The 24,328-nt window shown below is 74.7% G+C and carries 25 protein-coding genes and 1 riboswitch; of the genes, 14 read left to right on the plus strand and 11 right to left on the minus strand.

Going from position 1 to position 24,328, the window contains the following annotated elements; genetic code table 11:
* Positions 1–52: 52 nt before the first annotated feature.
* Complete coding sequence (locus GA0070607_RS27360) at positions 53–817, minus strand: hypothetical protein (RefSeq protein ID WP_089020760.1); 765 nt, start codon at positions 815–817, stop codon at positions 53–55.
* A gap of 87 nt (positions 818–904) precedes the next feature.
* Here GA0070607_RS27360 and GA0070607_RS27365 point away from each other — a divergent pair, with 87 nt between their 5' ends.
* On the plus strand, positions 905–1,327 hold the full coding sequence (locus GA0070607_RS27365) for an NUDIX domain-containing protein (RefSeq protein ID WP_089020761.1): 423 nt from the start codon (positions 905–907) through the stop codon (positions 1,325–1,327).
* Here the strand turns inward: GA0070607_RS27365 and GA0070607_RS27370 are convergent.
* The gene (locus tag GA0070607_RS27370) at positions 1,292–2,272 is read right to left on the minus strand and encodes an AraC family transcriptional regulator (protein WP_089022139.1); all 981 of its coding nucleotides are present in this window, start codon (positions 2,270–2,272) and stop codon (positions 1,292–1,294) included. The two genes, GA0070607_RS27365 and GA0070607_RS27370, sit on opposite strands and share 36 nt — an antisense overlap.
* Positions 2,273–2,361: 89 nt before the next feature.
* Here GA0070607_RS27370 and GA0070607_RS27375 point away from each other — a divergent pair, with 89 nt between their 5' ends.
* A complete protein-coding gene (locus tag GA0070607_RS27375) occupies positions 2,362–3,483 on the plus strand; it encodes an FUSC family protein (RefSeq protein WP_089020762.1) in 1,122 nt (373 codons plus the stop codon).
* 19 nt (positions 3,484–3,502) lie between these two features.
* Here GA0070607_RS27375 and GA0070607_RS27380 read toward each other — a convergent pair whose 3' ends face one another.
* Both GA0070607_RS27380 and GA0070607_RS27385 read right to left on the minus strand, forming a co-directional pair.
* The gene (locus GA0070607_RS27380; protein ID WP_089020763.1) at positions 3,503–4,204 is read right to left on the minus strand and encodes an alpha/beta hydrolase; all 702 of its coding nucleotides are present in this window, start codon (positions 4,202–4,204) and stop codon (positions 3,503–3,505) included.
* A gap of 109 nt (positions 4,205–4,313) precedes the next feature.
* Positions 4,314–5,303 carry a LacI family DNA-binding transcriptional regulator gene (locus GA0070607_RS27385; protein ID WP_089020764.1) on the minus strand — a complete coding sequence of 330 codons (990 nt, stop codon included), beginning with the start codon at positions 5,301–5,303 and terminating at the stop codon, positions 4,314–4,316.
* Between the two features lie 164 nt (positions 5,304–5,467).
* On the opposite strand from GA0070607_RS27385, the gene GA0070607_RS27390 reads away from it, so the two are divergent.
* Both GA0070607_RS27390 and GA0070607_RS27395 read left to right on the plus strand, forming a co-directional pair.
* Positions 5,468–6,727 carry an MFS transporter gene (locus GA0070607_RS27390; protein WP_089020765.1) on the plus strand — a complete coding sequence of 420 codons (1,260 nt, stop codon included), beginning with the start codon at positions 5,468–5,470 and terminating at the stop codon, positions 6,725–6,727.
* Positions 6,728–6,806: 79 nt separating this feature from the next.
* Positions 6,807–7,703, plus strand: a complete 897-nt coding sequence (locus GA0070607_RS27395; RefSeq protein WP_089020766.1) for an aldo/keto reductase — start codon at positions 6,807–6,809, stop codon at positions 7,701–7,703.
* Here GA0070607_RS27395 and GA0070607_RS27400 read toward each other — a convergent pair.
* The 4 genes from GA0070607_RS27400 to GA0070607_RS27415 all read right to left on the minus strand — a co-directional run bounded on the left by GA0070607_RS27400 (position 7,639) and on the right by GA0070607_RS27415 (position 10,290).
* A complete protein-coding gene (locus GA0070607_RS27400; protein ID WP_197701179.1) occupies positions 7,639–8,379 on the minus strand; it encodes a hypothetical protein in 741 nt (246 codons plus the stop codon). The genes GA0070607_RS27395 and GA0070607_RS27400 overlap by 65 nt on opposite strands.
* 10 nt (positions 8,380–8,389) lie before the next feature.
* On the minus strand, positions 8,390–8,899 hold the full coding sequence (locus tag GA0070607_RS27405; RefSeq protein WP_231930419.1) for a hypothetical protein: 510 nt from the start codon (positions 8,897–8,899) through the stop codon (positions 8,390–8,392).
* A gap of 127 nt (positions 8,900–9,026) precedes the next feature.
* Positions 9,027–9,755, minus strand: a complete 729-nt coding sequence (locus tag GA0070607_RS27410; RefSeq protein WP_089020768.1) for a hypothetical protein — start codon at positions 9,753–9,755, stop codon at positions 9,027–9,029.
* Positions 9,748–10,290, minus strand: a complete 543-nt coding sequence (locus tag GA0070607_RS27415; RefSeq protein ID WP_231930421.1) for an RNA polymerase sigma factor — start codon at positions 10,288–10,290, stop codon at positions 9,748–9,750. The genes GA0070607_RS27410 and GA0070607_RS27415 overlap by 8 nt, the downstream gene beginning before the upstream one ends.
* A gap of 158 nt (positions 10,291–10,448) precedes the next feature.
* On the opposite strand from GA0070607_RS27415, the gene GA0070607_RS27420 reads away from it, so the two are divergent.
* Positions 10,449–10,784: a hypothetical protein gene (locus tag GA0070607_RS27420; protein ID WP_074310459.1), complete on the plus strand. Its 336-nt coding sequence runs from the start codon at positions 10,449–10,451 to the stop codon at positions 10,782–10,784.
* A 264-nt stretch (positions 10,785–11,048) separates the two neighbouring features.
* Positions 11,049–11,225, plus strand: a riboswitch (cobalamin riboswitch).
* Positions 11,226–11,345: 120 nt separating this feature from the next.
* The gene (cobO, locus tag GA0070607_RS27425) at positions 11,346–11,957 is read left to right on the plus strand and encodes a cob(I)yrinic acid a,c-diamide adenosyltransferase (RefSeq protein ID WP_089020769.1); all 612 of its coding nucleotides are present in this window, start codon (positions 11,346–11,348) and stop codon (positions 11,955–11,957) included.
* 94 nt (positions 11,958–12,051) lie between these two features.
* Here the strand turns inward: cobO and crcB are convergent, their stop codons facing one another.
* Positions 12,052–12,414 carry a fluoride efflux transporter CrcB gene (gene crcB / locus GA0070607_RS27430; protein ID WP_089020770.1) on the minus strand — a complete coding sequence of 121 codons (363 nt, stop codon included), beginning with the start codon at positions 12,412–12,414 and terminating at the stop codon, positions 12,052–12,054.
* Complete coding sequence (locus GA0070607_RS27435; protein ID WP_089020771.1) at positions 12,411–12,905, minus strand: fluoride efflux transporter FluC; 495 nt, start codon at positions 12,903–12,905, stop codon at positions 12,411–12,413. The genes crcB and GA0070607_RS27435 overlap by 4 nt, the downstream gene beginning before the upstream one ends.
* A gap of 345 nt (positions 12,906–13,250) precedes the next feature.
* Here GA0070607_RS27435 and GA0070607_RS27440 point away from each other — a divergent pair, with 345 nt between their 5' ends.
* From GA0070607_RS27440 to GA0070607_RS27460, 5 genes are all read left to right on the plus strand, one after another.
* Complete coding sequence (locus GA0070607_RS27440; protein WP_089020772.1) at positions 13,251–13,679, plus strand: DUF6766 family protein; 429 nt, start codon at positions 13,251–13,253, stop codon at positions 13,677–13,679.
* Positions 13,680–13,753: 74 nt separating this feature from the next.
* Complete coding sequence (gene paaK, locus GA0070607_RS27445) at positions 13,754–15,061, plus strand: phenylacetate--CoA ligase PaaK (protein WP_089020773.1); 1,308 nt, start codon at positions 13,754–13,756, stop codon at positions 15,059–15,061.
* A gap of 31 nt (positions 15,062–15,092) precedes the next feature.
* On the plus strand, positions 15,093–15,476 hold the full coding sequence (gene paaI, locus GA0070607_RS27450; RefSeq protein ID WP_089022141.1) for a hydroxyphenylacetyl-CoA thioesterase PaaI: 384 nt from the start codon (positions 15,093–15,095) through the stop codon (positions 15,474–15,476).
* Between the two features lie 9 nt (positions 15,477–15,485).
* A complete protein-coding gene (locus GA0070607_RS27455) occupies positions 15,486–16,592 on the plus strand; it encodes a nucleotide disphospho-sugar-binding domain-containing protein (RefSeq protein WP_089020774.1) in 1,107 nt (368 codons plus the stop codon).
* A gap of 55 nt (positions 16,593–16,647) precedes the next feature.
* Positions 16,648–17,214, plus strand: a complete 567-nt coding sequence (locus tag GA0070607_RS27460; protein ID WP_089020775.1) for a dienelactone hydrolase family protein — start codon at positions 16,648–16,650, stop codon at positions 17,212–17,214.
* A gap of 127 nt (positions 17,215–17,341) precedes the next feature.
* Here the strand turns inward: GA0070607_RS27460 and GA0070607_RS27465 are convergent, their stop codons facing one another.
* The gene (locus GA0070607_RS27465) at positions 17,342–19,600 is read right to left on the minus strand and encodes an adenylate/guanylate cyclase domain-containing protein (RefSeq protein WP_089020776.1); all 2,259 of its coding nucleotides are present in this window, start codon (positions 19,598–19,600) and stop codon (positions 17,342–17,344) included.
* Positions 19,601–19,793: 193 nt separating this feature from the next.
* Between GA0070607_RS27465 and GA0070607_RS27470 the strand changes: the two genes are divergently transcribed.
* From GA0070607_RS27470 to GA0070607_RS27480, 3 genes are all read left to right on the plus strand, one after another.
* Positions 19,794–22,688 carry a helix-turn-helix transcriptional regulator gene (locus tag GA0070607_RS27470; RefSeq protein WP_089020777.1) on the plus strand — a complete coding sequence of 965 codons (2,895 nt, stop codon included), beginning with the start codon at positions 19,794–19,796 and terminating at the stop codon, positions 22,686–22,688.
* A gap of 133 nt (positions 22,689–22,821) precedes the next feature.
* Positions 22,822–23,592, plus strand: a complete 771-nt coding sequence (locus GA0070607_RS27475) for a DUF5995 family protein (RefSeq protein ID WP_089020778.1) — start codon at positions 22,822–22,824, stop codon at positions 23,590–23,592.
* Positions 23,593–23,898: 306 nt separating this feature from the next.
* Positions 23,899–24,300 (plus strand): hypothetical protein, encoded by a 402-nt coding sequence (locus GA0070607_RS27480; RefSeq protein ID WP_089020779.1) that lies wholly within the window; start codon positions 23,899–23,901, stop codon positions 24,298–24,300.
* Positions 24,301–24,328 lie beyond the last annotated feature (28 nt).

The following is a 24,328-nucleotide window of genomic DNA, read 5'->3' on the forward strand; positions in this document are numbered from 1 at the left end:
TATGACTACTCTGGAGTCTTGGGCCAACGCACTTTTTCCACGCGCCTCGCCATCACATCTGGCTGCGGAGGCTGTTCATGATCTTTTCCCCGGTTGCCCGGTCGTCGGGCCGGTTCGTCAGGTGGGCCGCCACGTAGAGGTTCTGTCCCGGGGAGCCCGGCCCCAGCAGGCCGACCGGCGCCGCCCACACGTGTTCCATTGACAGGTGCAGGGTTCGGCGGCCCATCCCGTCCGGATCCGTCCGGACGGCGGCGAGCCAGGTGCTGTCGTCGACCGCCCGGGTGGGCTCGCCCATGAACGGCGGCCGTAGCCGGGCCCTGGCCTGGGCGTCACACGGCTGCGGGCACGGCGCGAGCAGCACGCGCAGCGACGTCTCCTTGCCGGTGGTGTCAGGGAACCCCTCGGAGCACTCCCACTCCGCCGTCGACGCGGTGCCGTTGCCGGCAAGGCTGAACACCAGGCACCGCCATTTGGTGCCTCGGGGCACCAGCACCGCGATCGGTGGCCCCGGCTCGCCGAGGGGCGTCGCTTCGTCCGTGGCGAACGTCGCGCCGACGGGCGATCCGGTGCACGACGGCAGCAGCCGCGGCGTCGACAGTGGATAGTGCGGCGCCACCGGCAACGGAGGCATCGAGACCGGCGCGGTGAACCTGTCCACGACCGCGGTCTGGGCACGCTCGACCGGCGTGGCGACGACCTTACCCAGGGCGTGGCCGCCCAGGGACAGGGCGACGGTCTGCCAGCCGAAGAGGCCCATCCCGACGGTGCCGCCGACGAGGAGCGCGTTGCGCAGTCGGTAACCGATCCGCCACCGCATACGTTCCGAGGGTAGGGCGTGCCCACGCCACCGCTGGCGCGCCAGCGCCTAACCGACAGTGTCACCTGCCCGGCCTAGGCTCGGGCAATGATCGTGATCGCATGCGTGCTGCTGGTGGACCCCGATGGACGACTGTTGCTGCAACTGCGCGACGGCAACGCCCGCTTCCACCCCAACGTGTGGGGGTTGCCCGGCGGGCACGCCGAGGCGGGGGAGACGCCGGAGCAGACCGCCGAACGGGAGCTCTGGGAGGAGACCGGCCTGCGCGCCGACGGGCCGCTGCTCCCGTTCGCCGTGCAGCCGCTGCCGGAGCTGGAGCGGGTCAAGCACTACTTCATCGGCAGCACCCGGGCCCGGCAGGAGGACGTGGTGCTCGGCGAGGGAGCGGCGATGATCTTCGTGCCCCGCGACGAGGTGCTCGACGGCCGCCCCTACACACCGGGCACCATCGAGGTGCTGACCCGGTTCCTCGCCTCAGCCGAGCACACCGGCACGACCACCGCGAGCTGAGCCACCGCCGGCTGAGCCACCGCCGATCCGGTGCTGGCTCGGGCTGATCCCGCGAACCCGACGAAACGCGGTGCTCAGCGCGTATGGGCTGGCGTAGCCGACCCGGCGCGCCACCGCGCCCAGGGTTGCGTCGGGCTCGCGCAGCAGATCCGCGGCGAGCGTCAGCCGCCACCCGGTCAGGTACGCCATCGGCGGTTCACCGACCAGCTCGGTGAACCGCCGGGCCAGCACCGCCCGGGAGACGCCCACCTCGGCGGCGAGCGCGGCCACCGTCCACCCCTGGGCGGGGTCGTTCGCCAGCAGCCGCAGGGCCGGGCCGACCACCGGGTCGCCGGCCGCCCGGTACCAGCCGGGGGCGGCGTCGGCGCGGCCGAACCAGGTGCGCAGCGCGCCGATCAGCAGCAGGTCCAGCAGCCGATCCAGCACCGCGGCCTGGCCGGGGGCGTCCCGGGACACCTCCTGCGCCAGCAGCGGTACCAGCGGGCTGCGCCACTCGTCGGCGGGGACCACCAGCAGCGGCGGCAGCGCGGTGAGCAGCCGTCGGCTCACCTCGCCGGGCAACTGGTACGTGCCGGTCAGCAGCACAGTCGACCCGCCTGGGCCGGTGCCCCAGGTGCGTACGCCCAGCGCCATCGACTCGGCCAGCGGCTCGCCGCGCAGGGTGGTGCAGCGCTGACCGGGGTGGATCACCACCTGCGGTGGGGTGGCCGGGTCGTCGGCGACGAGGTAGCCATCCGGTCCGCGCAGCACCGCCACGTCGCCGGGGCGCAGCGTCGCCGGGGCGGCGTCGTCCGGTACGAGCCAGGCGGTGCCGCTGACCAGCGCCACGACGGTGAGCGGCGCCCGGTCCTCGATCCGTAGCGCGTACGGCGGGTCGAGCACCGAGCGGAGCAGGAAGGCGCCCCGGGCCCGGGGGCCGTCGAGCAGCCCGGTGAGGGGGTCCATCGCCCGATGGTAGACGATCACGAGGGGGCGCTCCGGAGGCCGCGAGGCACCGGCGGGTGCCGGTGACCGGGTGCGGGAGGTGGGCGAAGGTGCGGTTCAAGGGGCTGCGGGTCGCCGGTGACCGGCTGCGGCGGGATTGGCGGCCGGTGCTGGAGACCACCGTCGCGGCGACCGTGGCCTGGCTGCTCGCCACCCGGCTGGTCGGGCACCCGCAGCCCTTCTTCGCTCCGGCGGCGGCGCTCATCGTCCTCGGCCAGGCCCGGGGACAACGGATCCGGCGGGCCGTCGAGGTCGTCCTCGGTGTCGCCGCCGGGGTGCTGGTCGCGGACCTGGTGGTGCAGGCGTTGGGCCCGGGCACCACCTGGACGGTGTTCACCGTCATCCTGCTCACGATCCTGCTCTCGGCGGCCCTCGGGGCCACCGGCGTGACGTTGGTGCAGGCCGCGGTCTCCGCGCTCTACCTGGTGGTGGTCGCACCGCCGGACGGGTCGCTTGTGCCGTTCCGTTTCGTCGACGCGCTGATCGGTGGCGCCGTCGCGCTCGCGGTCAGCCTGCTGGTCGACGCCCGGCACCCGCTGGCCCCGCTGGTCGCCGAGGTGCGGCGGACCTTCGACGAACTGGCCGGGCTGCTGGGCGGGATCGCCGACGCGCTGGATCGCCGCGACGAGCCCGGCGCGGTCGCCGCGCTGGTCCAGGCGCGGGGCATGGACGCCCGGGTCGACGGGTTGCGCGACGGGGTGCTCGCGGCCGGCGAGGCGCTGCGGCTCAACGTGCGCCGGCGCCGGCACATCGGCCGGCTGAGGTCGGTGGACGAGTCGATCCGGCAGATCGACTACGCGGTTCGCAACGTCCGCGTGCTGGCCCGCGCCGGGGTGACGCTCAGCCGGCTGCAGTCCCCGGCGCCGCCCGAGCTGGGCGCGGCGCTACGTGCGCTGGCCGAGGCGGTCCGGGAGGCCGGTGCGGCCCTCGCCGCCGACCTGGACGGGCGGGACGAGGCGGCCGACCGGCACGCCAACCGGGCGGACGAGGCGGCGCTGTCCGCCGTGCACACCGCCGGGCGGCTCTTCGGGCCGACCCAGACCCTCCCACTCGCCATGATCATCGGCCAGGTCCGGGCCACGGCCATCGACCTGTTGCGCGGAGTCAACCCCGATGACGATGTCGCCGTCCTCACCCGGGTGGACGACGCCCTCGGCCTTCCCCCGGTCTGACCCGCGCCGGCGGTCGGCGTCAGGCGGTCAGCCAGGTGGTGGCGGACCGCCGGATCGGGGCGGGCACTTCGTGGCCGCCGGGAAACTCCTCGTAGGTGACGTCGTAGCCGAGGTCGTGCAGGCGCGGGACGAGCCGGCGGCTGCACATGTCGATCGGCAGCACACGGTCGTCGACCCCGTGCGAGATGAAGATCCGCGGCCGGCCGTGGGTCTCCGGCGGCGCGGCGAAACCGGGGGAGAAGGCCAGCACCGCGTCGACCAGGTCGCCGTTGGCCAGGCCCAGCGAGAGCGCGTACGAGGCGCCGTCGGAGAACCCGCCGAACGTCACGTCGCGGACCGGGTAGCCGTCGAAGACGCTGTCCAGCAGCTCGTCGACGCGCCGCACGTCCACCCCGAAGCCGCCGGCGATCAGGTCCCAGCTGCTGGCGGCCGCCTGCGGAGCGACAAGCAGAAGGTGGTGCGCGTCCGCGATCGGCAGCAGCAGGTCCAGCCCCTGCCGCGCGGAGCCACCCGCACCGTGCAGCAGCACCACCAGCCGGTACGCGGCGCCGTCGGCGGCCGGCTCCGGGGCGTACACCATCGCCAGCAGCCCACCGCCGGGGGCGCTCAGCGGCACCAGCCCGGCGGGCGCCGGTGTCACCGGCGGGTGGGCACGGGCGGTCAACCGGCCGGGGCGGGAGCCGCCCTTCGGCTCCTGCCGCGGCGGCCTGAGTTCGGACACGGGTCACCGCTCCTCGCTGTCGGCGGGGTGTGCGCCGCGGTTACCCGACCCGCCACGGGTTAACCGCCGCCTGCGGGCCGGGCGCTGGCTGGAAAGGGCCCGGCTCGGGTCAGGCGCTGGCGCGGGCCACCAGGGCGGACGGAAAGAGTGTCACCGGCGCGGTCGGGCGCCGGTCCAGCACCGCCGTGGCCGCGGCGGCGGCGATCCGGCCCACCGGGTGGCTCGCCGTCGTCAGCGCGGGGGTGGTCATCCCGGCGAGCGGGATGTCGTCGAAGCCTGCCACCGCGACGTCGCCGGGCACCCGTACCCCACCCTCGCGCAGCGCCGCGATCACCCCGAACGCGGTCTCGTCGCTGATCGCGTACACGGCGTCGAGGTCCGGCCAGCGCCGCAACGCCTCGCCGGCCGCCGTCCGGCCGCGCGCCGCGGTGAAGTCTCCGGGCAGCACCCGCTCCGGCAGCCCCGCCTGGCGCATCAGCCGGCGGTACTCCTGCACCGGCCGCTGGGAGCACGGCAGCCAGCGGGGGCCGGTCACCATGGCGATCCGGCGGCGACCACCGGCGTACAGGTGGCGCAGCACCTCCTCGGCGCCGGCGCCGTTGTCGACGTCGAACGACGGGATCGTGGCCGAGCCGATGCCGATCGAGGCGACCCGGCCGCGCAGCGACCGCGGCACGGCGTCCAGCAGATCCTCGGTGGTGTTCACCAGCACCACCCCGCACACGCTGCCGTCCCCGGCGAGCTGGTCCAGGCTGTTCGGCTGGCTCAGCGGCAGCCAGTGCAGCGCCACCCCGATGGCGGCCGGCGCGCAGACCCGGGCCGCCGAGCCGACCACCCGGTGCACGTACGGGTCGTCCAGCACCGCCGCGCTGGGCCCGGCGACCGCCACCACCAGCCGTACGCCGCCGCCGCGGACCAGTGCCCGGGCGGCCGGGTTGGGCACGTAGCCGAGTTGGTCGGCGGCCGCGGCTACCCGCTCCCGGGCGGCCGGCGAAGCGAATCCGGTCCCGGCGATCACCCGCGAGGCCGTGGACCGGGACACCCCGGCGGCTCGCGCGACGTCCTCCAGCGTGGCCGGCCGGTGTGCGGCTGCCGTCATCGTTTTCCTCCCCCCGACCATCCGTCCCGCGGACGGACGCATGCCCGGCATCATGCCCCGGCCGAGCCGCCGGCGGTAAGGGGCGGTCGTCCCGGTTGTGGTGGAAGCGCTCTCAGGTGTGCGATCGTGCCAGGAGATCACCCCGAGAAAGAGGAACCGTCCCCGTGAGCGCCGCCACCAGTCCGCCCATCCCCCCGGCCACCGCCCCGGCCCCCTCCCGGGCCGTGCGGACCGCCCGCAACGGTGTGGCCGTCGTCTTCACCCTCAACGGGCTGGCGGTCGGCAGCTGGTTCTCCCGGGTACCGGCGGTCCGCGAGGCGCTGGACCTCTCCGCCGGCCGGCTCGGGCTGCTGCTGCTCGCGATGAGCATCGGCGCGCTGCTCGCCATGCCCACCTCCGGCCTGCTCGCCCAGCGCCTCGGCGCGGCCCGCACCGTGACGCTGGCCACCGTGCTGGTCGCGGTCGGCCTGACCGTCGCCGGGCTGGGCGCCACGGTGGCCGGTTCGGTCGTCGTCGTCGCGGTGGGCCTGGCCGCGTTCGGCTACGGCTCCGGCGCCTGCGACGTGGCGATGAACGTCGAGGGCGCGGCGGTGGAGCGGCGCCTGGGGCGTACCGTCATGCCCCGCTTCCACGCGGCGTGGAGCCTCGGTTCGGTGGCGGGCGCGGCGCTCGGGGCCGGAGCGGCCCGGTTCGACCTGCCCGTCGGCGCGCATCTCGCCGGTGTGGCGGTGGTGGTGCTGGTCGGCACCGTGCTCGGCGCCCGGTCGTTCCTGCCCCATCCGGCCGTCGACGAGGCCGACGGTACGGCGGACGCCAGCCCGCGCGCTCGCCGCCGCGCACAACTCGCCGCCTGGCGGGAGCCGCGCACCCTGCTGATCGGGCTCTTCGTGCTGGTGGCGGCGTTCACCGAGGGCAGCGCCAACGACTGGCTGGCGGTGGCCTTCGTCGACGGCCGCGACCTGAGCGAGGCGGCCGGCGCGGCGGTCTTCGGCGTCTTCGTCGTCGGCATGACCCTCGGGCGCACCGCCGGCACTGTCGCGCTGGACCGGTGGGGTCGCGTGCCGGTGCTCACCGGCACAGTCCTGCTCGCCGCGTTCGGCGCGGGCCTGGCCGTGCTGGCCGGCTCGGGGCCGGTCGCCATCGTCGGCGTCGCGCTCTGGGGGCTCGGCGCCTCACTGGGCTTCCCGGTCGGGATGAGCGCGGCGGCCGACGAGGAGGCGCACGCCCCCGTCCGGGTCAGCGTGGTCGCGGTGATCGGCTACACCGCGTTCCTGGGCGGGCCGCCGCTGCTGGGGTTGCTCGGCGACCGGGTCGGCATCCTGCACGCGCTGCTGGTGGTGCCGCTGCTGCTGGTGCCGACGCTGGCGCTGGTGCCGGTGCTGCGCCCGCCGGGCGCCGCCGGACCGACCCCGCCAGCACAGTAAAACTAACAAGGAACGCCGTCGAGCGGTATCGGGCGCGCGACCGACTGCGCCGCGCGCCCCGGCTGGCTACGGTCACCCGATGCCAACCGACTCGATCACCGCCGCCGCGGCGGGCAGCTGGACCCTGGGCGACCGCACCGTGCACCGGATGGGCTTCGGCTCGATGCGGATCACCGCGAACCCGGACCGCGACCGTGCGATCGCGCTGCTGCGCCGCGCCGTGGAGCTGGGCGTCAACCACATCGACACCGCCGCCTTCTACGTCTCGCCCGGCGGGGCCCTGGGGGTCGGCACCGGCCCGGCGCGCTACGCCACCGAGCTGATCCGGGCCGCGCTCGCCCCGTACCCCGACGATCTGGTGATCAGCACCAAGGTCGGCTTCGGGTACGACCCGGTGAACGGCTTCACCGAAGCGCTCACCCCGGCGCGGCTGCGCGCCCAGGTGGAGGAGAACCTGCGCCGGCTCGGCCTGGACCACCTCGACGTGGTGAACCTGCGGCTCGGCCGGGGGCCCGGCCCGGTGCCGCTGGCCGATCGGTTCGGCGCCCTGGCCGAGCTGCGCGCCGCCGGGCTGATCCGCCACCTCGGGCTCTCCAACGTCCGGCCGGTGCGACTGGACGAGGTGGCGGACATCGCGCCGGTGGTCTGCGTGCAGAACAACTACGGGGTGGACGCCTACCGGGAGCAGGACGAGTTCGTCCGGGTCTGCGGCGAGCGGGGGATCGCGTACGTGCCGTTCTTCGCGCTGGCCGGCACCGGCCGGGAGGCGGGCGCGGGCGCCGAGCAGGGCGAGGCCGTGGAGGCCGTCGCCCGGGCCCACGGCGTCACCCCGCACCAGGTACGCCTGGCCTGGACCCTGCACCAGGGGCCGCACGTGCTGGCCATCCCCGGCACCGGCGACCCGGCGCACCTCACGGCGAACGTAGCCGCCGCCGCTCTCCGCCTGACCCCCGAAGACCTGACCCTCCTCGGCTGACCGCCCTCGGTTGGTCGTGGAGCCAGATCCGGAGGGGGCCCTGTTGGGTGAAGCCCACGGCCAGGGCGGGGGCCAGGTCGGGGCCGGATTCGTAGCCGACAAGTGGTACCCGGGGCATGGTGGCGAGGACGCCGTGCCAGATCTCGCGGGGGTCCACCGTGTGGGCGAACAGGTTGGAGACTCCGTATCCGCTGTCGCCGCTGACCACCGCGCCACCCAGGATCTTGCGCCTGTCGTCGTACCGGGCCAGTACCCGTACCCGGGGGTCGGCCAGCAGGGCCGGCCGGAACAGCGGCCCGCCGCCGTGCGCCGCCGCCCAGGCGGCGAGTTCCGCCGGCGTGGTGACCGGGGTCAGCGGGGCGCCGGCGGGCGGATCCAGCGCTGGTCGGTGGATCCACTGTGCGTCGAAGAGCACCCGGAAGCCGTACCGGGACAGATCGAGTTCGGCGAAGCTGTCCTTCACCGAGGCCCCGGGCCCGGCGTCGATCCGGGCCAGCAGGGCGTCGGCGTCGACGCCGGGGCGCAACGTGACCGCGTCCGGGTACCAGGTTGGGGAGCGGCGGGGGACCGACCAGGCGTCCGCGTCGGTGCGGCCGGCCAGCCCGTGGCTGCCGCACACCACGTCGCACCATTCGGCGTTGTTCCGGGCCGCCGCCTCCCGTACGTCCTTGGGCACGCCCCGCAGCCTAGGGGCGACGTGTCTGGGGCAGCCGGTCGAGGTAGACCAGATCCATCGTGTCGGTGTGCCCGGACCAGCGGAGTTCGAGGTGCCAGCAACCCGCGCGCGGCATGTCGATGATCGACGGCCCCGGACCGCCGGCGACCTCCCGGATCACCCTGGTGTCGGTGCCGTCCAGCGTCGCGGTGATCTCCAGGGGCTTCGGCGACGTCGCCTCGGACAATGTCGGGGCGCGGCGGGAGACCCAGAGGATCTTGTTGTTCGACTTGTCCTGTCTGACCTGCGCGAGGGGGTGCGCGAACAGCACCGCCACGATGTCGCCCTGCGCGCCGAAGACGTGCGGGATCCGGGTGTCCCCTCTGAAACCCGCGTCCGCCCAGTCGGGCAGGGACCCCGTCTCGATCCGCGCGCCGCAACCTGCCGCGGCGGTCGCGGAGGCCGTGCTCGTCGGCGCGTCGACCGGCGTGGCCGCCCCGCCGGCCGTGGTGCACGCCGTCAGCAGGAGCACCGACCCCATAAGCAACCTGCCCCATGCGCCCATCTCGCCCCTTCCGGATACCTGTCGATGCGTCAGAACGTGCGTCGCACAATGAAGACACCGGACGCGGCCGGCAGGTTCCCTCGTCCGAGCTTCCCCGGGAGCCCTAGTCCAGCGATTCGGCGATTTCGATCGCCTCGGCCCTGGTGAGGTCGCCCTCCAGCCGGTAGCTCGCGTCGGCCCCCTGCCAGATCAGGGTCGAGGCGGCGAGCCGGGCGGTCTCCTTGCGTACCTGTCCGGTCCGATCCACATAGGAAAGAATGTGCGGGCCACCGACCCAGACGGCGAAGTCGCCGTCGACCTGGACCCACTCCGCTCCCGGCCGGCTGATCTGCTTGTGGAACGCCAGGTCGAGACGACCATCGAAGGCGTCGACGCGCAACGCGCCCCCACGGTAGAGCAGCGTGGCCACCCGGTAGGCGCCCGTGTCGTCGGGATCGGCGAGCAGCACCTGCTCGGGCGGACCGAGCTTCGCCGGTAGGCGGATCGGGAAGCGCACCGCCCGTTGTGCCTCGTCCAGGGCCGCGGTTCGCTGCGCGGGCAACGGCGACGGGGTGCCGGTGGGCAGCGCCGGTGCGGACGAGGTGACAACTGTGACTCCGGCGAAGCGCAGCAGCCCCGCGACGGCGTCGGCGAGGGCCGCCCGCCCCGGTGGCAGCACCGCCACGAGCAGGGCGACGAGCGCCGCGGCGGCACCGGCTCGCCACCCACGCCACCAGCGCCGCCGGGACGCGGGCTCGGTGAGCCGAGCGCGTACGCGCGCGGTCACGTCGGGCGCGTCGGGTGTCTCCAGCCAGGTGGTGAGGTCGCGCAGTTCCCTCTCGAGGTCATCCACGCCGGACCTCCTCGCGGTCGAGCATGCCGCGGAGCTTCGCCAGCGCCCGGGACGTGCGCGACTTCACAGTGCCCCTGGGCCAGCCCAACGCCGCCACCGTCTCCTCCTCGCTGAGATCGAGGAAGAACCGGCAGACGATCACCTCACGGTCGCGTACCGGCAGTTGGCGGAGCGCCTCCACCAGCGCGGCGCGGCGTTCACCGGCGAGGACCGCGCCGACCGCGTCGTCCTCGGTGATCTCCGACGTCGGGTCCGCCGCCGCGGCACGCAGGACGAGGCCGTCGCGGCGGATGCGCGACCGGTGCAGGTTGCGGGTCTCGTTGGCGACGATCGCCAGCAGCCAGGAGCGGAACGACGACTCCCCCCGATAGCGGGAGAGCTTGCGGTACCCCTTCACGAAGGCCTCCTGGATGACGTCCTCGGAGTCCGAGCCCGCGCCGAGGAGCACCGCCGTCCGGTACGCGGATGCGGTGTGCCGGGCGACCAGGAGGTCGTACGCCTCCAGGTCACCTGCCCGAGCGCGGGTGACGAGCACGTCGTCGTCCAGGGGTACCTCCGTTGGATCACCTTCATGACACCGCTCACCCGCCGCGGGTTCCAGCCGCGGCTCGGTCAGCCCACTCTCACCCGGCGCGCAGCGTATTGCCAGGAATCGGTGGTGCACTGGATGGGCGTCGAGGAGAGGAGTCGGGCATGGGCTGGTTCAGTCGGCGGGCCCGGGGCGCCGAGGCGACCCCGACGAAGCTTGACCGGGAGGCGACCCGGGACGACCTCGCCGCGCTCGAGGCGTTCATCGCGAGCCGGCGGGGGGTGGAGTTCTACCTGGAGCCGGAGACCACCGCCACCGACACCACTGTGGTGGCGATCGCCCACGACGGCGAGTGGATCCGTCGCCGGACCGGCACTCCCCGTGCGGCGGGCGCGATCGCCCGCAAGCACGCGGTGCCGCTGTACGAGGCGGCGCGCACCGGCTACCCGGAACGGATGCGCACCTGGAGCCGGGCCCACCCGGAACGCCACGCCCGCTGATCCTGGCTGACGGGCCGCCAGCCGCCACGCTGCCGGGCGATCGGGGCAGGCCAGGGTGCGTGTGGGCATCCTTTGCTCTGCTTACCCGGGCGCGACGAAAAGGCGCCGTCACTGGTGCGCTGGATGAAGCAGAGCGAAGGGCGCATCGCATTGACCCGGGGCATTCCGATGCCGGCGTCCGAGCCCATCTGCCGCCAGTTGTCGATGCTGAGCATTCGCTCGACGGTGCCGAGGCCGGCGTTGACCGGCGACGGACGGGTGTGGCAGCATTCGCGGCCTGACGGCAGTGAAGGAAGTCGGTGTGATTCCGACGCGGTCCCGCCACTGTCACCGGGGAGCGATCCCCCCTCGTGAGTCACGGCCGTGTGTCTGCGGTTGGAAGGCCGGGGGAGAGCGTCGATCCGGAAGCCAGGATACTTCGGCCGTCGGGACGTACCCCAGGGCGTGGACACCCGAGGAGGACCCGATGACGCACGGCATCTTTTTCATCGACGGACATCGTCATGATCCGCACGGCGGGCGCTCCGCCGCACCCACCGCCGCAGCCGGCCGTACCGCCTGATGCCGCAGGGAACGCCGAGCACGGTGCCCGCGGACGGTCTCACCACCCGACAGCGACGTCACCGGCCGCTGCTGATGGTGCACACCGGGCAGATGAAGGGCAAGTCCACCGCCGCCTTCGGAATGGCGCTGCGGGCGTGGGCGTCCGGCCTGCCGGTCGGGGTGTTCCAGTTCGTCAAGAGCGCCAAGTGGCGGGTGGGGGAGGAGAGCGCCTTCCGGGCCCTCGGCGAGGTGCACGAGCGCACCGGTCAGGGCGCACCCGTGGCGTGGCACAGGATGGGCGCGGGCTGGTCCTGGATCCAGCGCGGCGGCGACGCCGACCACGCCGCCGATGCCCTGGAGGGTTGGCGGCAGATCCAACGCGACCTGGCCGCCGAGCGCTACGGGCTGTACGTGCTGGACGAGTTCACCTACCCGATGACGTGGGGTTGGGTGGACGTCGACGAGGTGGTGGCGACCCTGGCCGATCGTCCCGGCTTCCAGCACGTCGTCATCACCGGCCGGGACGCCGACCCGCGCCTGGTGGCCGCCGCCGACCTGGTGGCCGAGCTGACCAAGGTCAGGCACCCGATGGACGCCGGTCAGAAGGGCCAGAAGGGCATCGAGTGGTGAGCGTCGCCGCCGAGCCGTGGCCGTTGCCCCGGCCGATGGGCGACGACCGCGCCGGCCCGGATGGCCGCGGCGGCCTCGGCTGGCCGGCGGCGGGTCAGCCGGTCAGGGCCCGGGCCAGGGCGTAACCGGCGGCCGCGGCGGCGAGTCCGGCGGTCACGCTGGCCAGCACGTTGGCCAGCGCGAAGAGCCGGTGGCCGGTCCTGGCCAGTCGCAGCGTCTCGTAGCTGAAGGTGGAGTAGGTGGTCAGCGCGCCGCAGAAGCCGGTGCTCAGCAGCGCGCTGACTGCCGGGCCGGCCGGCAGCCCGACGAGTACGCCGAGCAGCAGCGAGCCGAACACGTTGACGGTCAACGTGCCCCACGGGAATGCCGAGTCGTGCCGGGCCTGCACGGCCCGGTCGGTGAGGTAGCGCAGCGGCGCGCCGACGGCCGCCCCGAGCGCGATGAGCAGCACGGTCACCGGGCGGCCCGTCCGCCGTCGCGGCCGAACCGATCGAGCAGTCGAGCGGCGACGGCGTCACCCAGCCACACGGCGACCAGCGCACCGAGCAGCGTCGCGGCCAGGTACGCCAGCGCGGTGGCCGGAGTACCCGCGACCACCGCCTGCTGCACGTCCACGGCGTAGGTGGAGAAGGTGGTGAACCCGCCGAGCACACCGACGCCGAGGAACGGGCGGACCAGTGGACGCCCGCCGCCGACGTGCCCGAGCACCGCCATGAGAACGCCGATCAGCAGGCACCCGTTCAGGTTGATGCCGAAGGTCGCCCACGGGAAACCGGTCGGCTGGTGCGGGACGGCGTGTTGCAGGCCGGCCCGGGCCAGCGCGCCCAGCACCCCGCCGGCCGCGATCGTGGTGAGCACCGCGCCGGGGTGGGCGGTCAGCTCGCCCCGGTCGGCGGGGACGCGCAGATCGACGTCGGGGTCGGTGCGAGGGTCAAGTGGTCCGGACACGATGCCTCCCTACCAGCACGGGTGTCACTGGCAGGGACCGTTGGCGAGTGGCGTCGCGGTTCTCCCGGTGCTTCCCCGGGACGGCGGGCCCCACCGCCGGAAGCCCGACGGCTCCGGCGTCAGCATATCGCCCACGCCGCCGAGCGCCGGGCGGACCGGGTGCTGGCGGACGCGCTGGCCGAGGCGGAGGCCACCACGGAGCTGGCCCCGCTGGTGGCCGCGCTGCACCGGTTGCCGACGCCCGGCTGACCAGGCACGCCCCGGTGGGCGACACGCCCGTGCATCGTTTCGAGGCCGCTGAGCTGGGGCAAGCCCAGACAGAGGTTCGTCGAGAGGGGGTGCGTGATGGCCGAGGCCACCACGTCACATGGCCGGCGCTCGGCCGGCGGCACAACGGCCCACCGCGGCACCGGGCGGGCCGACCGGCCGCCGTTCCGCAAGCCCCGCTGGCCCAAGGCGTACGCCTTCGCCCTGGTCACCGGGGCGCTGTTCGTGTTCTCCTGGCTCGGCCAGTTCGTCTTCCAGTTGGTGGTCGAGAGCGACGAGGCGAGCCAGCACGGGCAGTCCTTCGCCTGGAGCGAGTTCCTACCCCAGTTCTTCGCCTCGACCTTCGAGAACTGGCAGTCGGAGTTCCTCCAGTTGGTCTGGCAGGCGGCCGGGTTGGCCCTGTTCTACTACTGGGGCTCGTCGCAGTCCCGCGAGTCCGACGAGCGGATCGAGGCCAAGCTCGACGCGCTGCTGCGGGAGCGGAACCTGGACCCGGAGAACCCCTGATCAACGGGGGCGTACGTTACCCGGGTCGGCCGGTACGGAACCGGCCGCGCCCGGTGGACAGGAGGCACCCCCCGATGCAGGACCGCACCCCCCGCCCGGAGGAGCTGGAGCCGATCGAGCGAGCCGGCGTCGACGAGCTACGCGACCTGCAACGCGAGCGGCTGCGCTGGTCGTTGCGGCACGCGTACGACAAGGTGCCGCACTACCGTCGGGCGTTCGACGCGGCGGGGGTGCATCCCGACGACTGCCACGACCTCGACGACCTGGCCCGTTTCCCGTTCACCGGCAAGGCGGACCTGCGGGAGAACTACCCGTTCGGCATGTTCGCCGTGCCCCGCGAGCGGGTCGCCCGGCTGCACGCCTCCTCGGGCACCACCGGCCGACCGACAGTGGTCGGCTACACCCGTGACGACCTGCGGACCTGGGCCCGGCTGATGGCCCGGTCGATCCGCGCGTCCGGCGGTCGTCCGGGCGACCGGGTGCACGTGGCGTACGGCTACGGGCTGTTCACCGGCGGGCTCGGCGCGCACTACGGCGCCGAGGAACTGGGCTGCACAGTCATCCCGGTCTCCGGCGGCATGACCGAACGCCAGGTCATGCTGATCCGCGACTTCGAACCCGAGGTCATCATGGTCACACCCAGCTACATGCTGGCCATCGTGGACGAGATGCAGCGCCAGGGCCTCGACCCCCGGGCGACCTCGCTGCGGGTGGGCATCTTCGGCGCGGAACCGTGGACCGAGGACATGCGCCGGGAGATGGAGCACCGGCTGGACATCCACGCGGTCGACATCTACGGACTCTCCGAGGTGATGGGCCCGGGCGTGGCCACCGAGTGCGTCGAGACCAAGGACGGGCTGCACCTCTGGGAGGACCACTTCTATCCGGAGATCATCGACCCGCTCACCGGCGCCGTGCTGCCCGACGGCGAGCAGGGCGAGCTGGTGCTCACCTCGCTGACCAAGGAGGCGATGCCGGTCGTGCGCTACCGGACCCGGGACCTGACCCGGCTGCTGCCCGGCACCGCCCGCCCGATGCGCCGGATCGAGAAGATCACCGGCCGGACGGACGACATGATGATCGTGCGCGGGGTGAACATCTTCCCGACCCAGATCGAGGAGCTGATCCTGCGGACCCCGCAGCTGTCGCCGCACTTCCAGTGCGTCCTCGACCGGCAGGGCCGGCTGGACACCCTGACGGTGCGGGTGGAGCGGCGGGCCGAGGTCGCCGTGGACACCGCCGAGCGCGCCGGCGCGACCCTGGTGGAGCTGGTGAAGAACACAATCGGGGTGAGCGTGGCGGTCGAGGTGCTCGCCCCGGACGGGGTGGAGCGGTCGGTGGGCAAGATGCGGCGCATCGTCGACCAGCGGCGGGCCGGCTGACGTGGCCGAACAGCGCAATCCGGCGTACGACATGTTCGCCGCCGACATGGCCTCGCGCGGCCTCGGCATCGAGCTGGTCGAGGCCGGCGACGGCGCGGCGGTGGCCCGGATGCCGGTGACCGAGGCGATGCTCAACGGCCACGCCATCGCCCACGGCGGCTTCGTCTTCCTGCTCGCCGACACCGCCTTCGCGCTGGCCTGCAACAGCCGGGGCCCGGTCACCGTCGCGGCGGGCGGCGAGATCACCTTCGTCCGGCCGGCCCGCGCCGGTGACCTGCTCACCGCCCGCGCCACCGAACGCACCCGCTACGGCCGCAGCGGCATCTACGACGTCACGGTCACCCGGGACGACGGCGAGGTGGTCGCCGAGTTCCGGGGCCGCAGCCGGACACCGGCGTCACCACCGTCGACATAGGATCCGCCCATGCGTGTCCTGGTGGTCTCCGCGCCGCTCGTCGGCCACGTCTTCCCGCTGGTGCCACTCGCCGTCGCGCTGCGCGACGCCGGCCACGACGTACTGCTGGCGACCGGTGGCGGCGGCCTGGCCGCCGCCGACGCCGGCCTGCCGGTGCACGACGTCGCGCCGGGCTTCGACTTCGGCAGGATCGCGCTGCGCGTGCTGCCGCGCCACCCGCTCGTCGCCCGCGCCGAGCTGTCCGGCACGGCCGGCACCCGGGGCGCCGGTCTGCTCTTCGGTGCGCTCAACGACCAGCTCACCGACCCGGTCGTCGCGCTGGCCACCCGATGGCGTCCGGATCTGGTGCTGCACGAGCCGTTCGCGGTGGCCGGCGCGGTGGCCGCCGCCCGGCTGGGCGTGCCGGCGGTCCGGCAGGAGAACGCCCTCTTCGACGGACGGGACCTGGTCCGCGCCACCACCGCACGGCTCGGCGCCGCGCTGCGCCGGCACGGCCTGACCGAGCTGCCGCCGCCCGCCGCGGCCCTGGCCGTCGCTCCGCCCAGCGTGACCACCCAGGACGGCTGGCCGATGCGGTACACCTCCTACGTCGGCGGCGGCGCGTTGCCGGCCTGGCTGCGGGAGCCGGGTGACCGGCCCCGGATCCTGGTCACCCGCAGCACCCTCACCGGGCCCGGCGACCGGGGGCCGATGCCCGCCGTGGTCGCGGCCGCCGCCCGGGTGGACGCCGAAATCGTGCTGGTCCGGCCGGACCCTCGCTCGGCCCGTGCGCTGCCCGGCAACGTCCGGGTGGTGGACTGGATCCCGCTCGACGAGGCGCTGCCGGCGAGCGCGGCGCTGGTCCACCACGGCGGGGCGGGCAGCGCGTTCGGCGCCCTCGCCGCCGGCCTGCCGCAGCTGGCCACCGTCGGCCCGGGGGACCGGCGGCACAACGCCGAGCTGGTGGCCCGTCGAGGCGCCGGCCTGGCACTACGCCCCCGCGACATCACCCCGTGTTCGCTGACCCGGCTGCTCACCGACGACGGCCTGCGGGCCGCGGCCGCGCAGGTCGGCCGGGAGATCGCCGCGATGCCGCCGCCGTCCGAGCTGGTGGCCCGGCTGGCCGCGCTCGTCTGACGGCCGCCCCGCGTGCCCACATCGCACGGCTCGGCGGCTGGGGCAGGATTACCGGATGCGACACGTCGTGCTGTTCCACTCCGTGTACGGGCTGCGGCCCGCCGTGCGCGCCGCCGCGGACCGACTGCGCGCCGCCGGGCACCGGGTCGTCACGCCCGACCTCTACGGCGTCCAGGCCACCGACACCGTCGAGGAGGGCTTCGCGCTGCTCGACAAGATCGGCCAGGAGGTGGTGCTCGACCGGGCCCGGGCGGCGTTGCGGGACCTGCCCGGGGAGACAGTGCTCGCCGGTTTCTCGATGGGCGCCGGCGTGGCCGGGGCGCTGCTGGCCGAGCGCCCCGACACCGCCGGTCTGCTCCTGCTGCACGGCACCGGTGGCGCGCCGGAAGCCGTCCGCGCCGGTCTGCCGGTGCAGCTGCACCTCGCCGACCCGGACCCGTACGACACGCCGGACGAGGTCGCCGGGTGGGAGCGGGAGATGAGCGACGCCGGCGCCGACCTGACGGTGTTCCGCTACCCGGGCGCGGGGCACCTGTTCACCGACCCGGACCTCGCCGAGTACGCCCCGGACGCCGCCGCGGCGACCTGGCCTCGGGTGCTGGCCTTCCTCGCCACTCCCTGAGCGTGGAAGCCGCCCGGGAGCGGCACCACGGACAGGTCACCGGTCGGGGTTGCCGGCTCAGTGAGCGTCCGCACCGGTCCGCAGGGGCGTGGCGGTGCCGTGGATCCGCGCATCGGTCGTCGGAGGATCACGCGGACGCCGCAAGGCCGTCCAGCGGGTGGATCAACGGCGGGCGGGGTATGGCGCGCCCCACGCCGGGCGCCCCACCGACGACGGTCAGCGCGCCGCGCCGGGGAGTGGGCCGCAGCCCGGACAAGCCTGGTGCGGCGGGCGCCGCACGGACCGGTGCCATCGCGGGGGTGCCGGGATGCCGGCGCGGCCCCGCCGGGTGGGTCGAGGCGGCCGGCCGCGCGGCCAGCGCCGCGAAGACGGCGTCGAGGCGGCGGGCCCGGGACCGGGCGGAGTCAAGCGGCACGATCTCCGCCCGAGCGGTGACCGGGCCGGCGAGTTCCCTGCGGCGGGTGACCGGGCCGGCGGCATCCGTGCGGCGCGTGGCCGAGCCGTCGGCATCCGTACGGTGTGTGTCGCGGCCGGGAGTCCCCGTTCGATGCACGGCGGCGACGGCCAGGGCGGCGACGACGATGGCGGCCCGGTCGATGGCGGCCCGGTCAGTGGCGGAACCGGCGGTCCGCGCGATCGTGTCCGGGTGAGCGACGTCGAGCTGGGCGGCGTCGGCCAGCCGGTTGGCGAAGACGGCCCGCAGTGCGCGGGGCAGCCGCTCGGCGGCGACCCGGTGCAGCGCCGGCGCGGCGAACGCGTACCCGCCGGCGCGGCGGGGGATCAGCAGCCCGACGGCGACGAGCCCGCGCAGCGCCGGCCCGGACCGCCCGGGCGTCCAACCGAGCGCCCGGTCCACCGCCGCGCCGGTGGCCACGCCGCCCAGGGTGGCAGCGGCCATCAGCACCGCTCGTCGCTCGCCGTCGAGCCGGTCCAGCTCCGCGCCGACCGCCCGGCGCACGTCGTCGGGCAGTGGGAGCGCCGCCGGGTCCGCGCCGCCGACGATGGAACGCACGTACGCCGCCGCGTGCCCGGGACGGCCGCCCACCAACGGCAGCAGCCGGTCGACCAGAGCCACCGGTTGCCCGGCCCGGGCCAGCAGGAGGCGCAGCAGTCGCCCGCTCTGGACCGTGGCCAGCGGCCGGATCGACACCCGCCGGGCCGTGCCGGGTCGGGTGTCGGCCCAGTGCGGCTGGTGCAGGGTGATCACGGCGAGCGGCAGCCCGCGCGCCGTTGCGGCGGTGAACAGCGCGTGCAGGAACCGGCTCACCGCGGGTGCGGCCCGGTCCAGGTCGTCCACGGCGACGATCAGCGGCCGCTCGGCGGCCAGGCGCAGCAGGGCGTCCCGGCAGGACGCGGCGCCGGCCAGCGAGGCCGCCGAGCCGTCCGGGGTGGCCAGCAACCGTTCCAGCGCCGGGACCGCCGCGGCGACCCGGGCCGGCGGGAGCAGCGGTGTCAGGGTCGCCGTCAACCGGTCGCGGATCACCGCCGGGCCGTCGCCGTGGCGGATCCCGGTGAGGCCGCGCAGCAGGTCCGCGACCGGCGCGAGCACCTGGTCCGGGTACGGCTGGCAGGTCGCCACGCACCAGCGCACCGCCACCCCGTCCACCGTGGTCAGCGACGTGGTCAGCTCGTGCAGCAGCCGGCTACGACCGCTGCCGGTCGGACCGACCAGGGACACCCAGCGCGGGTTGTGCTCGCGGACCGCCCGGCTCAGCTGGTCCCGCACGGTCGCCAGTTCGCGACGGCGGCCGATCAGCGGGCCGTCGTGCGTGTCGGCACTCGGGCGCACGGGACCGACGGCGTGCCAGACCGGGCCCGGCGGCACCCGCCCGGCGACCGGCACCGGCGCCAGTTGGCGCTGGGCGATCAGGCCGGCCGTGGCCCGGGCGGTGGCCGCGCAGAGCGCGACGGCGCCGGGTGGCGCGTACTCCTGCAGGCGGGCCGCCGTGGTGATCACCGCGCCGCTGGCCACGCCGTGACCGCCGTCGACCGCGCTGTCCAGGTCGACCACCACCTCGCCGGTGGCCACGCCGACGCGCACCCGCAGCGCGATGTCACCGATCATCGGGCGGCGGTCCAGCGCGGCCTGGATCTCCAGCCCGGCGCGGACCGCCCGGTACGCGTCGAAGCCGTCGGAGTGCCGCGCGCCGAACAGGGCCATCACCGCGTCGCCGACGTACTTCTCGACCACCCCGTGCCAGCGGCGCAGCACGCCGGCGACAGTGTCGAAGTAGGCCCGTTGCAGCGCCCGGACGTCCTCCGGGTCCAGCCGGTCCACCAGTGCGGTGGAGCCGACGATGTCGACGAAGAGCACGGTCACCGTGCGTCTCTCCTCCGGCACCGGCCAGTGCGGGGCGATGGTCCGCTGCGTGATGATGGTGGTCATGGGTATCGCACCGGCCTTTCTCCCGTTGCTGGCTGACGACCCTCGGAGATTGGCATTCCTGGGCTGAGTGGGGATCGGCAGAACGACGTATGTCGGCCACCCGCAACCTTTAGTCGCAATGTCGACGCGAGGAGTACCACAAGCGGCAGATGGCCGTAGAACGGTACGGGGCCGTGTGATTAGGCTGCGTGCCATGGCCAGCGATGTGGACACCGCACCGCTCGTGGGCCGGGCCGAGCTGGTGCAGACGGTTCGGTCCGCGCTGCTGGGTGACGTCGCGCACGGGCAGACCGCCGCCGTCTTCCTGACCGGTGAGAGCGGTGTGGGCAAGACGCGGTTGCTCGGCGAGATCGGCGCCCGGTTGCGCGAGCAGGGCGCGCTGGTGCTCACCGGCAGCTGCCTGGACATCGGCGACGCCTCCCCGCTGCACCCGTTGTTGCAGGCGCTCCGACGCTTCGACGCTGACCTGTCCACCTCGCACGCGCGGACCTCCTCGGCGGTGCGCGGGCTGTTGCAGATGTTCGCCGACGAGACCGCCGGCCCGGACGGCGCGGGCGCGCTGCTGGAACGGGTCTCCCGAGGGTTGCACCTGATCGCCGAGGGCCGTCCGCTGGTGCTGATCCTGGACGACCTGCAGTGGGTCGACCGGAGCACCCGCCAGCTGCTGCTCTACCTGCTGGCCGGGCTCGGTGACCTGCAGCTCTCGGTGCTCGCCGCGGTCCGCGCCGAGTCGCTGCAGGGCGCACACCCGTTGCGTCGGGTGCTCACCGAGCTGCGTCGACTGCGCACGGTGCGGGTGCTCGACCTGGCCCCGCTGGACCGGGCCGACACCGAGCGGCTCGCCGCCGCGGTGGTCGGCCGGGAGCTCACCGCCGACGCGGCCGAGCAGGTGTGGCAGCGCAGTGGTGGCAACCCGTTCGTCATCGAGGAGCTGGCCCGCGACGTGCGCGACGGCCGCGACGGGCTGTCCGAGACGCTGCGGGAGATCTTCCTCGCCCGCGTGGACGCGCTGCCCCAGCACGCGCACGCGGTGGTGCACGCGGTGTCCGCCGGCGTCGAGCCGGTGGAGCACTGGCTGCTGGCCGAGGTGCTCCGGCTGCCGGAGGAGGAGCTGATCGAGGCGGCCCGCGCCGCGGTGGCGCACCGGCTGCTGGTCGGCGCCGACGACGGCTACCGGCTGCGGCACCGCCTCGTCGCCGAGGTCCTGGCGCACGAGCTGCTGCCGGCCGAGCGCTCCGGGTTGCACCGGCGCTACGCCGAGGCGCTGACCGCCGCGCCGGCCGAGCTGCACCAGGCCCGACTCGCGCACCACTGGCGGCTGGCCGGCGAGCCGGCGCGGGCGTTGCCGGCGGCGGTGGCCGCCGCGCAGGAGGCCGAGCGGCTGCACGGCTACGCCGAGGCGCACCGGCACTGGTCCGCGGCGTTGCAACTGGCCGGCGACCCCGGCACGCCGGGTGTGGACCGGGTCGAACTGCTCGGGCACGCCGCGGAGGCGGCCCACCACTGTGGGGAGCACGCCCGGGCGCTGGCCCTGCTGGAGGAGTTGGCAGTGGTGCGGGGCGGCGAGCCGAGCTGCGCGCTGCACATCCGCCGGGCCCGCTACCTGGCCGCCGCCGGGCGCTCGGCGCTGGCCGAGGAGGAGTACCAGCGGGCGTTGGACGCGGCCGACTGCTCCCCCGGTGAGCGGGCCACCGCCGCCGCGCACCTGGCCGAGCTGCTGCTGCACCTTGGCCGGTACGCCGACGCCGGCCGGCGGGCCCGGGAGGCGCTGGCGCTGGCCGCCACGGTGGAGGGCTCCACCACCGAGGTGGTGCTGGCCAGCTCGGCGCTCGGCTTCAGCGACGCCTACCTGGAGGACCCGGACGCCGGGCTGGCGGTGATGCGCCAGGCGCTCGACACCGCCGAGCGCGCCGGCCGGCCGGAGGACGTGGCCTGCGCGTACCTGCACCTGGCCGAGCTTCTGACCGGTCCGCTGAACATCCTCGAGGAGGGGGTGGTGGTGGCCCGCCGGGGCGCCGAACGGGTGGCCGAGTTGGGGCTGGGCCGCACCTGGGAGACCCGGCTGCTGGCCATCGCCACCAACGGGCTGTTCCGGGTCGGCCAGTGGGCCGAGGCGGAGAAGGTCGTCGCCGCGGCGCTCCGGCACCGCCCGTCCGGCGCGGACGCCGTCGAGCTGCTGCTGGCCCGGTGCCGGCTCTCGGTGGGCTACGGCGACATCGACGCCGCCGACCGGGACCTCGACGCGGTGGCCACGGTGCTCGCCGGGGGCGGCGCCCGGCACGTCATTCCCCTGCTCACCCTGCGCGCCGGGCTGGCGATGTGGGAGGGCCGGCACGACGTGGCCCGGCAGGCGGTGCAGCGCGGCCTGACCGAGAGCCGCTCGGACGACGTCACCATCCTCTCGGCGCTGGTCTGGCACGGCCTGCGCGCCGAGGCGGAGGCGCACGCCAGCCGCACCGTGGCGGTCGACCCGACGGCGGTGCGCCGGCTGCGGGAGGTCGCCGAGCGGGTGGCGCGCAAGAGCGCCTCCGCGGCCCGTCCGGTGCGATCGGTGGTGGACGGCTTCCTGGCGCTCTGCGCCGCCGAGGTGAGCCGACTCGACGGCAGCGACCCGGAGCTGTGGGCCAATTCGGTCGCCGAGTGGGACCGGCGCAACCACCCCTACCCGGCGGCGTACTCCCGGCTGCGGCAGGCCGAGGCGTTGCTGGCGCGGCGCAGCCGGGTGGCCACCGCGGCCAAGCTGCTGCGCGAGGCGTACCGGGTGGCGCAGGGGTTGGGCGCGGTGCCGCTGACCTCGGAGATCCGCGAGCTGGCCGGGCGGGCCCGGGTGTCCCTGGAGGAGCACGAGGCCACCGACCGCGCGCGGGGCGCGGCCGTGCCCGTCGACGACGAGCTGGCGGCGCTCACCGCGCGGGAGCGGGAGGTGCTCGCCCTGGTCGCCGAGGGACTGACAAACAAGGAGATCGGGCAGCGGCTGTTCATCAGCGAGCGGACCATCGGCGTGCACGTGTCGCACATCTTCGACAAGCTCCAGGTCCGTACCCGTGTCCAGGCCACCGCCATCCAGTTGCGCGGCCGGCGCGGCTGACCGACCGGTCGGTCAGGCGGCGCCCGTGCGCGCCGGGATACGTCGTTCTACTGATCCCGCCGTCGGTGTCGGCTGAAAGGCTGAGCACCGTCGACGGCGGCACGGGGGTGCCGCGGACCACCATGGAGGAGAGATGACCGAACCGGTCTGGGGGCCCGTGCACCGGGACATCGTCGACCTGCTCGCCGACCATCCGGCGGACGTGCCGGCCGTTGTCGATCACCTCACCAAGCTCCAGGATCTGCTGGTGCGGCTGCCCCCGTTGGAGGAGAGCTGCCCGTTGGCCGACTTCAACAAGCTCTACCTGACCATCACCAGCAGCGTCCTCGACGGGCTGTACGACGACCGCTTCGTCGACCCGGTGTTCCTCTCCCGGCTGGACGTCGAGTTCGCGGCGCGGTATTTCGACGCGATGCGACTGTGGACCGACTCCAGCCCGGGCACCCCGAAGGCGTGGTCGTGCCTGTTCGAGCGGATGCGCGGGCCGGACGCCCGGCCGCTGCCGTCGGCGGCGGCCGGGGTGAACGCGCACATCAACTTCGATCTGCCGTTCGCCCTGGTCACCACGTTCGACCACCTGGAATCGGAGCCGGTCGACGGCAGCGACCAGCACCACGACTACCTCGAGATCAACAACATCTTCGCGGACAAGATCCCCGGCCTGCGTCGGGGTTACCTGGAGCGGTGGCAGCTGCTCATCGACATGCTCAACGGCGACATCGACGACTGGTACCAGGGGGAACTGGTCGAGTACACCCGCGATGTCGCCTGGCGCAACGCGCAGAAGATCTGGCGGTGCCGGCACGATCCGGACGCCCGCGAGTGTGAGCGCACGCGGTTGGACGACAACGCCGCGGCGCTCGGCCGGCTGCTGCTCTCGCCCCTGGGGGCGTTCCTGCAGTAGCCGGGACGGGGGGTCCCCGCGCTCCGCCCGATGGGGGGCGGCGGAGCGCGGGGACGCGTCCCGCCCCGCCGTCGGCCGGCCCGGGGGGTGTCGGCCGGCGGTGGGGGGAGCCGGCGGGGAGGGGCCGCGTCGCCGGTGGCGCGAGATCCGACCGGACGGGGGGTGTCGCCGCGCCTGTACGGGGTACGCCCGCGCCATGACCGTCCTGGACCGGCGCCGGCCCGCCGCCCGACCCCGGCCCGCGCGGCCCGGCCCACTGCGGCCGGGTGGCCCGGTGCCGCGACCCACCGTCCGGCCCGGTGCGCCATGACCGGCCCCGCGACCTGTTTCCCGTTCCGCTTCGACCCGGTGTTCCGGCCGGCGTTGGCGCTGCTGGGCGTCCGGCCGGCTACGGCCTGGGTCACCGTCACCGACCGGGACCTTCTGATCCGGTACGGGCCGTGGCGGTTGCACACCGACCGGGACAACGTGACAGGCGTCGAGGTGAGCGGCCCGTACCGCTGGTGGCGGGCGATCGGCCCGCACGTGTCGCTGGCCGATCGTGGCGTGAGCTTCGGCAGCAGCACCGCCGGCGGGGTCTGTCTCCGGTTCGGCGTACCGGTGCCGGCCATCGCGCCCGGGGGACGGCCCCGGCACCCGGCGGTCACCGTGACCATCACCGATCCGCCCGCCCTGGCTCGGCTGATCGCCGGCCCGGACCAGCCCTGAGCAGGCCATCGGCCTGCCCGGTTCCGCC

Origin of the sequence: Micromonospora coriariae, from assembly GCF_900091455.1 — a bacterium.
GTDB classification, from domain to species: Bacteria; Actinomycetota; Actinomycetes; order Mycobacteriales; family Micromonosporaceae; genus Micromonospora; species Micromonospora coriariae.

Excerpts from the sequence above, each read along its gene's own strand:
- paaI (WP_089022141.1), top strand. The coding sequence starts at position 15,093 with ATGTTCGCCGCCGACATGGCCTCGCGCGGCCTCGGCATCGAGCTGGTC.
- GA0070607_RS27385 (WP_089020764.1), bottom strand. The coding sequence starts at position 5,303 with ATGACGGCAGCCGCACACCGGCCGGCCACGCTGGAGGACGTCGCGCGA.
- GA0070607_RS27420 (WP_074310459.1), top strand. The coding sequence starts at position 10,449 with ATGGGCTGGTTCAGTCGGCGGGCCCGGGGCGCCGAGGCGACCCCGACG.
- GA0070607_RS27460 (WP_089020775.1), top strand. The coding sequence starts at position 16,648 with ATGCGACACGTCGTGCTGTTCCACTCCGTGTACGGGCTGCGGCCCGCC.
- GA0070607_RS27360 (WP_089020760.1), bottom strand. The coding sequence starts at position 817 with ATGCGGTGGCGGATCGGTTACCGACTGCGCAACGCGCTCCTCGTCGGC.
- GA0070607_RS27475 (WP_089020778.1), top strand. The coding sequence starts at position 22,822 with ATGACCGAACCGGTCTGGGGGCCCGTGCACCGGGACATCGTCGACCTG.
- cobO (WP_089020769.1), top strand. The coding sequence starts at position 11,346 with ATGCCGCAGGGAACGCCGAGCACGGTGCCCGCGGACGGTCTCACCACC.
- GA0070607_RS27370 (WP_089022139.1), bottom strand. The coding sequence starts at position 2,272 with ATGGACCCCCTCACCGGGCTGCTCGACGGCCCCCGGGCCCGGGGCGCC.
- GA0070607_RS27455 (WP_089020774.1), top strand. The coding sequence starts at position 15,486 with ATGCGTGTCCTGGTGGTCTCCGCGCCGCTCGTCGGCCACGTCTTCCCG.
- GA0070607_RS27365 (WP_089020761.1), top strand. The coding sequence starts at position 905 with ATGATCGTGATCGCATGCGTGCTGCTGGTGGACCCCGATGGACGACTG.
- GA0070607_RS27440 (WP_089020772.1), top strand. The coding sequence starts at position 13,251 with ATGGCCGAGGCCACCACGTCACATGGCCGGCGCTCGGCCGGCGGCACA.
- paaK (WP_089020773.1), top strand. The coding sequence starts at position 13,754 with ATGCAGGACCGCACCCCCCGCCCGGAGGAGCTGGAGCCGATCGAGCGA.
- GA0070607_RS27480 (WP_089020779.1), top strand. The coding sequence starts at position 23,899 with ATGACCGGCCCCGCGACCTGTTTCCCGTTCCGCTTCGACCCGGTGTTC.
- GA0070607_RS27465 (WP_089020776.1), bottom strand. The coding sequence starts at position 19,600 with ATGACCACCATCATCACGCAGCGGACCATCGCCCCGCACTGGCCGGTG.
- GA0070607_RS27470 (WP_089020777.1), top strand. The coding sequence starts at position 19,794 with ATGGCCAGCGATGTGGACACCGCACCGCTCGTGGGCCGGGCCGAGCTG.
- GA0070607_RS27405 (WP_231930419.1), bottom strand. The coding sequence starts at position 8,899 with ATGGGGTCGGTGCTCCTGCTGACGGCGTGCACCACGGCCGGCGGGGCG.
- GA0070607_RS27395 (WP_089020766.1), top strand. The coding sequence starts at position 6,807 with ATGCCAACCGACTCGATCACCGCCGCCGCGGCGGGCAGCTGGACCCTG.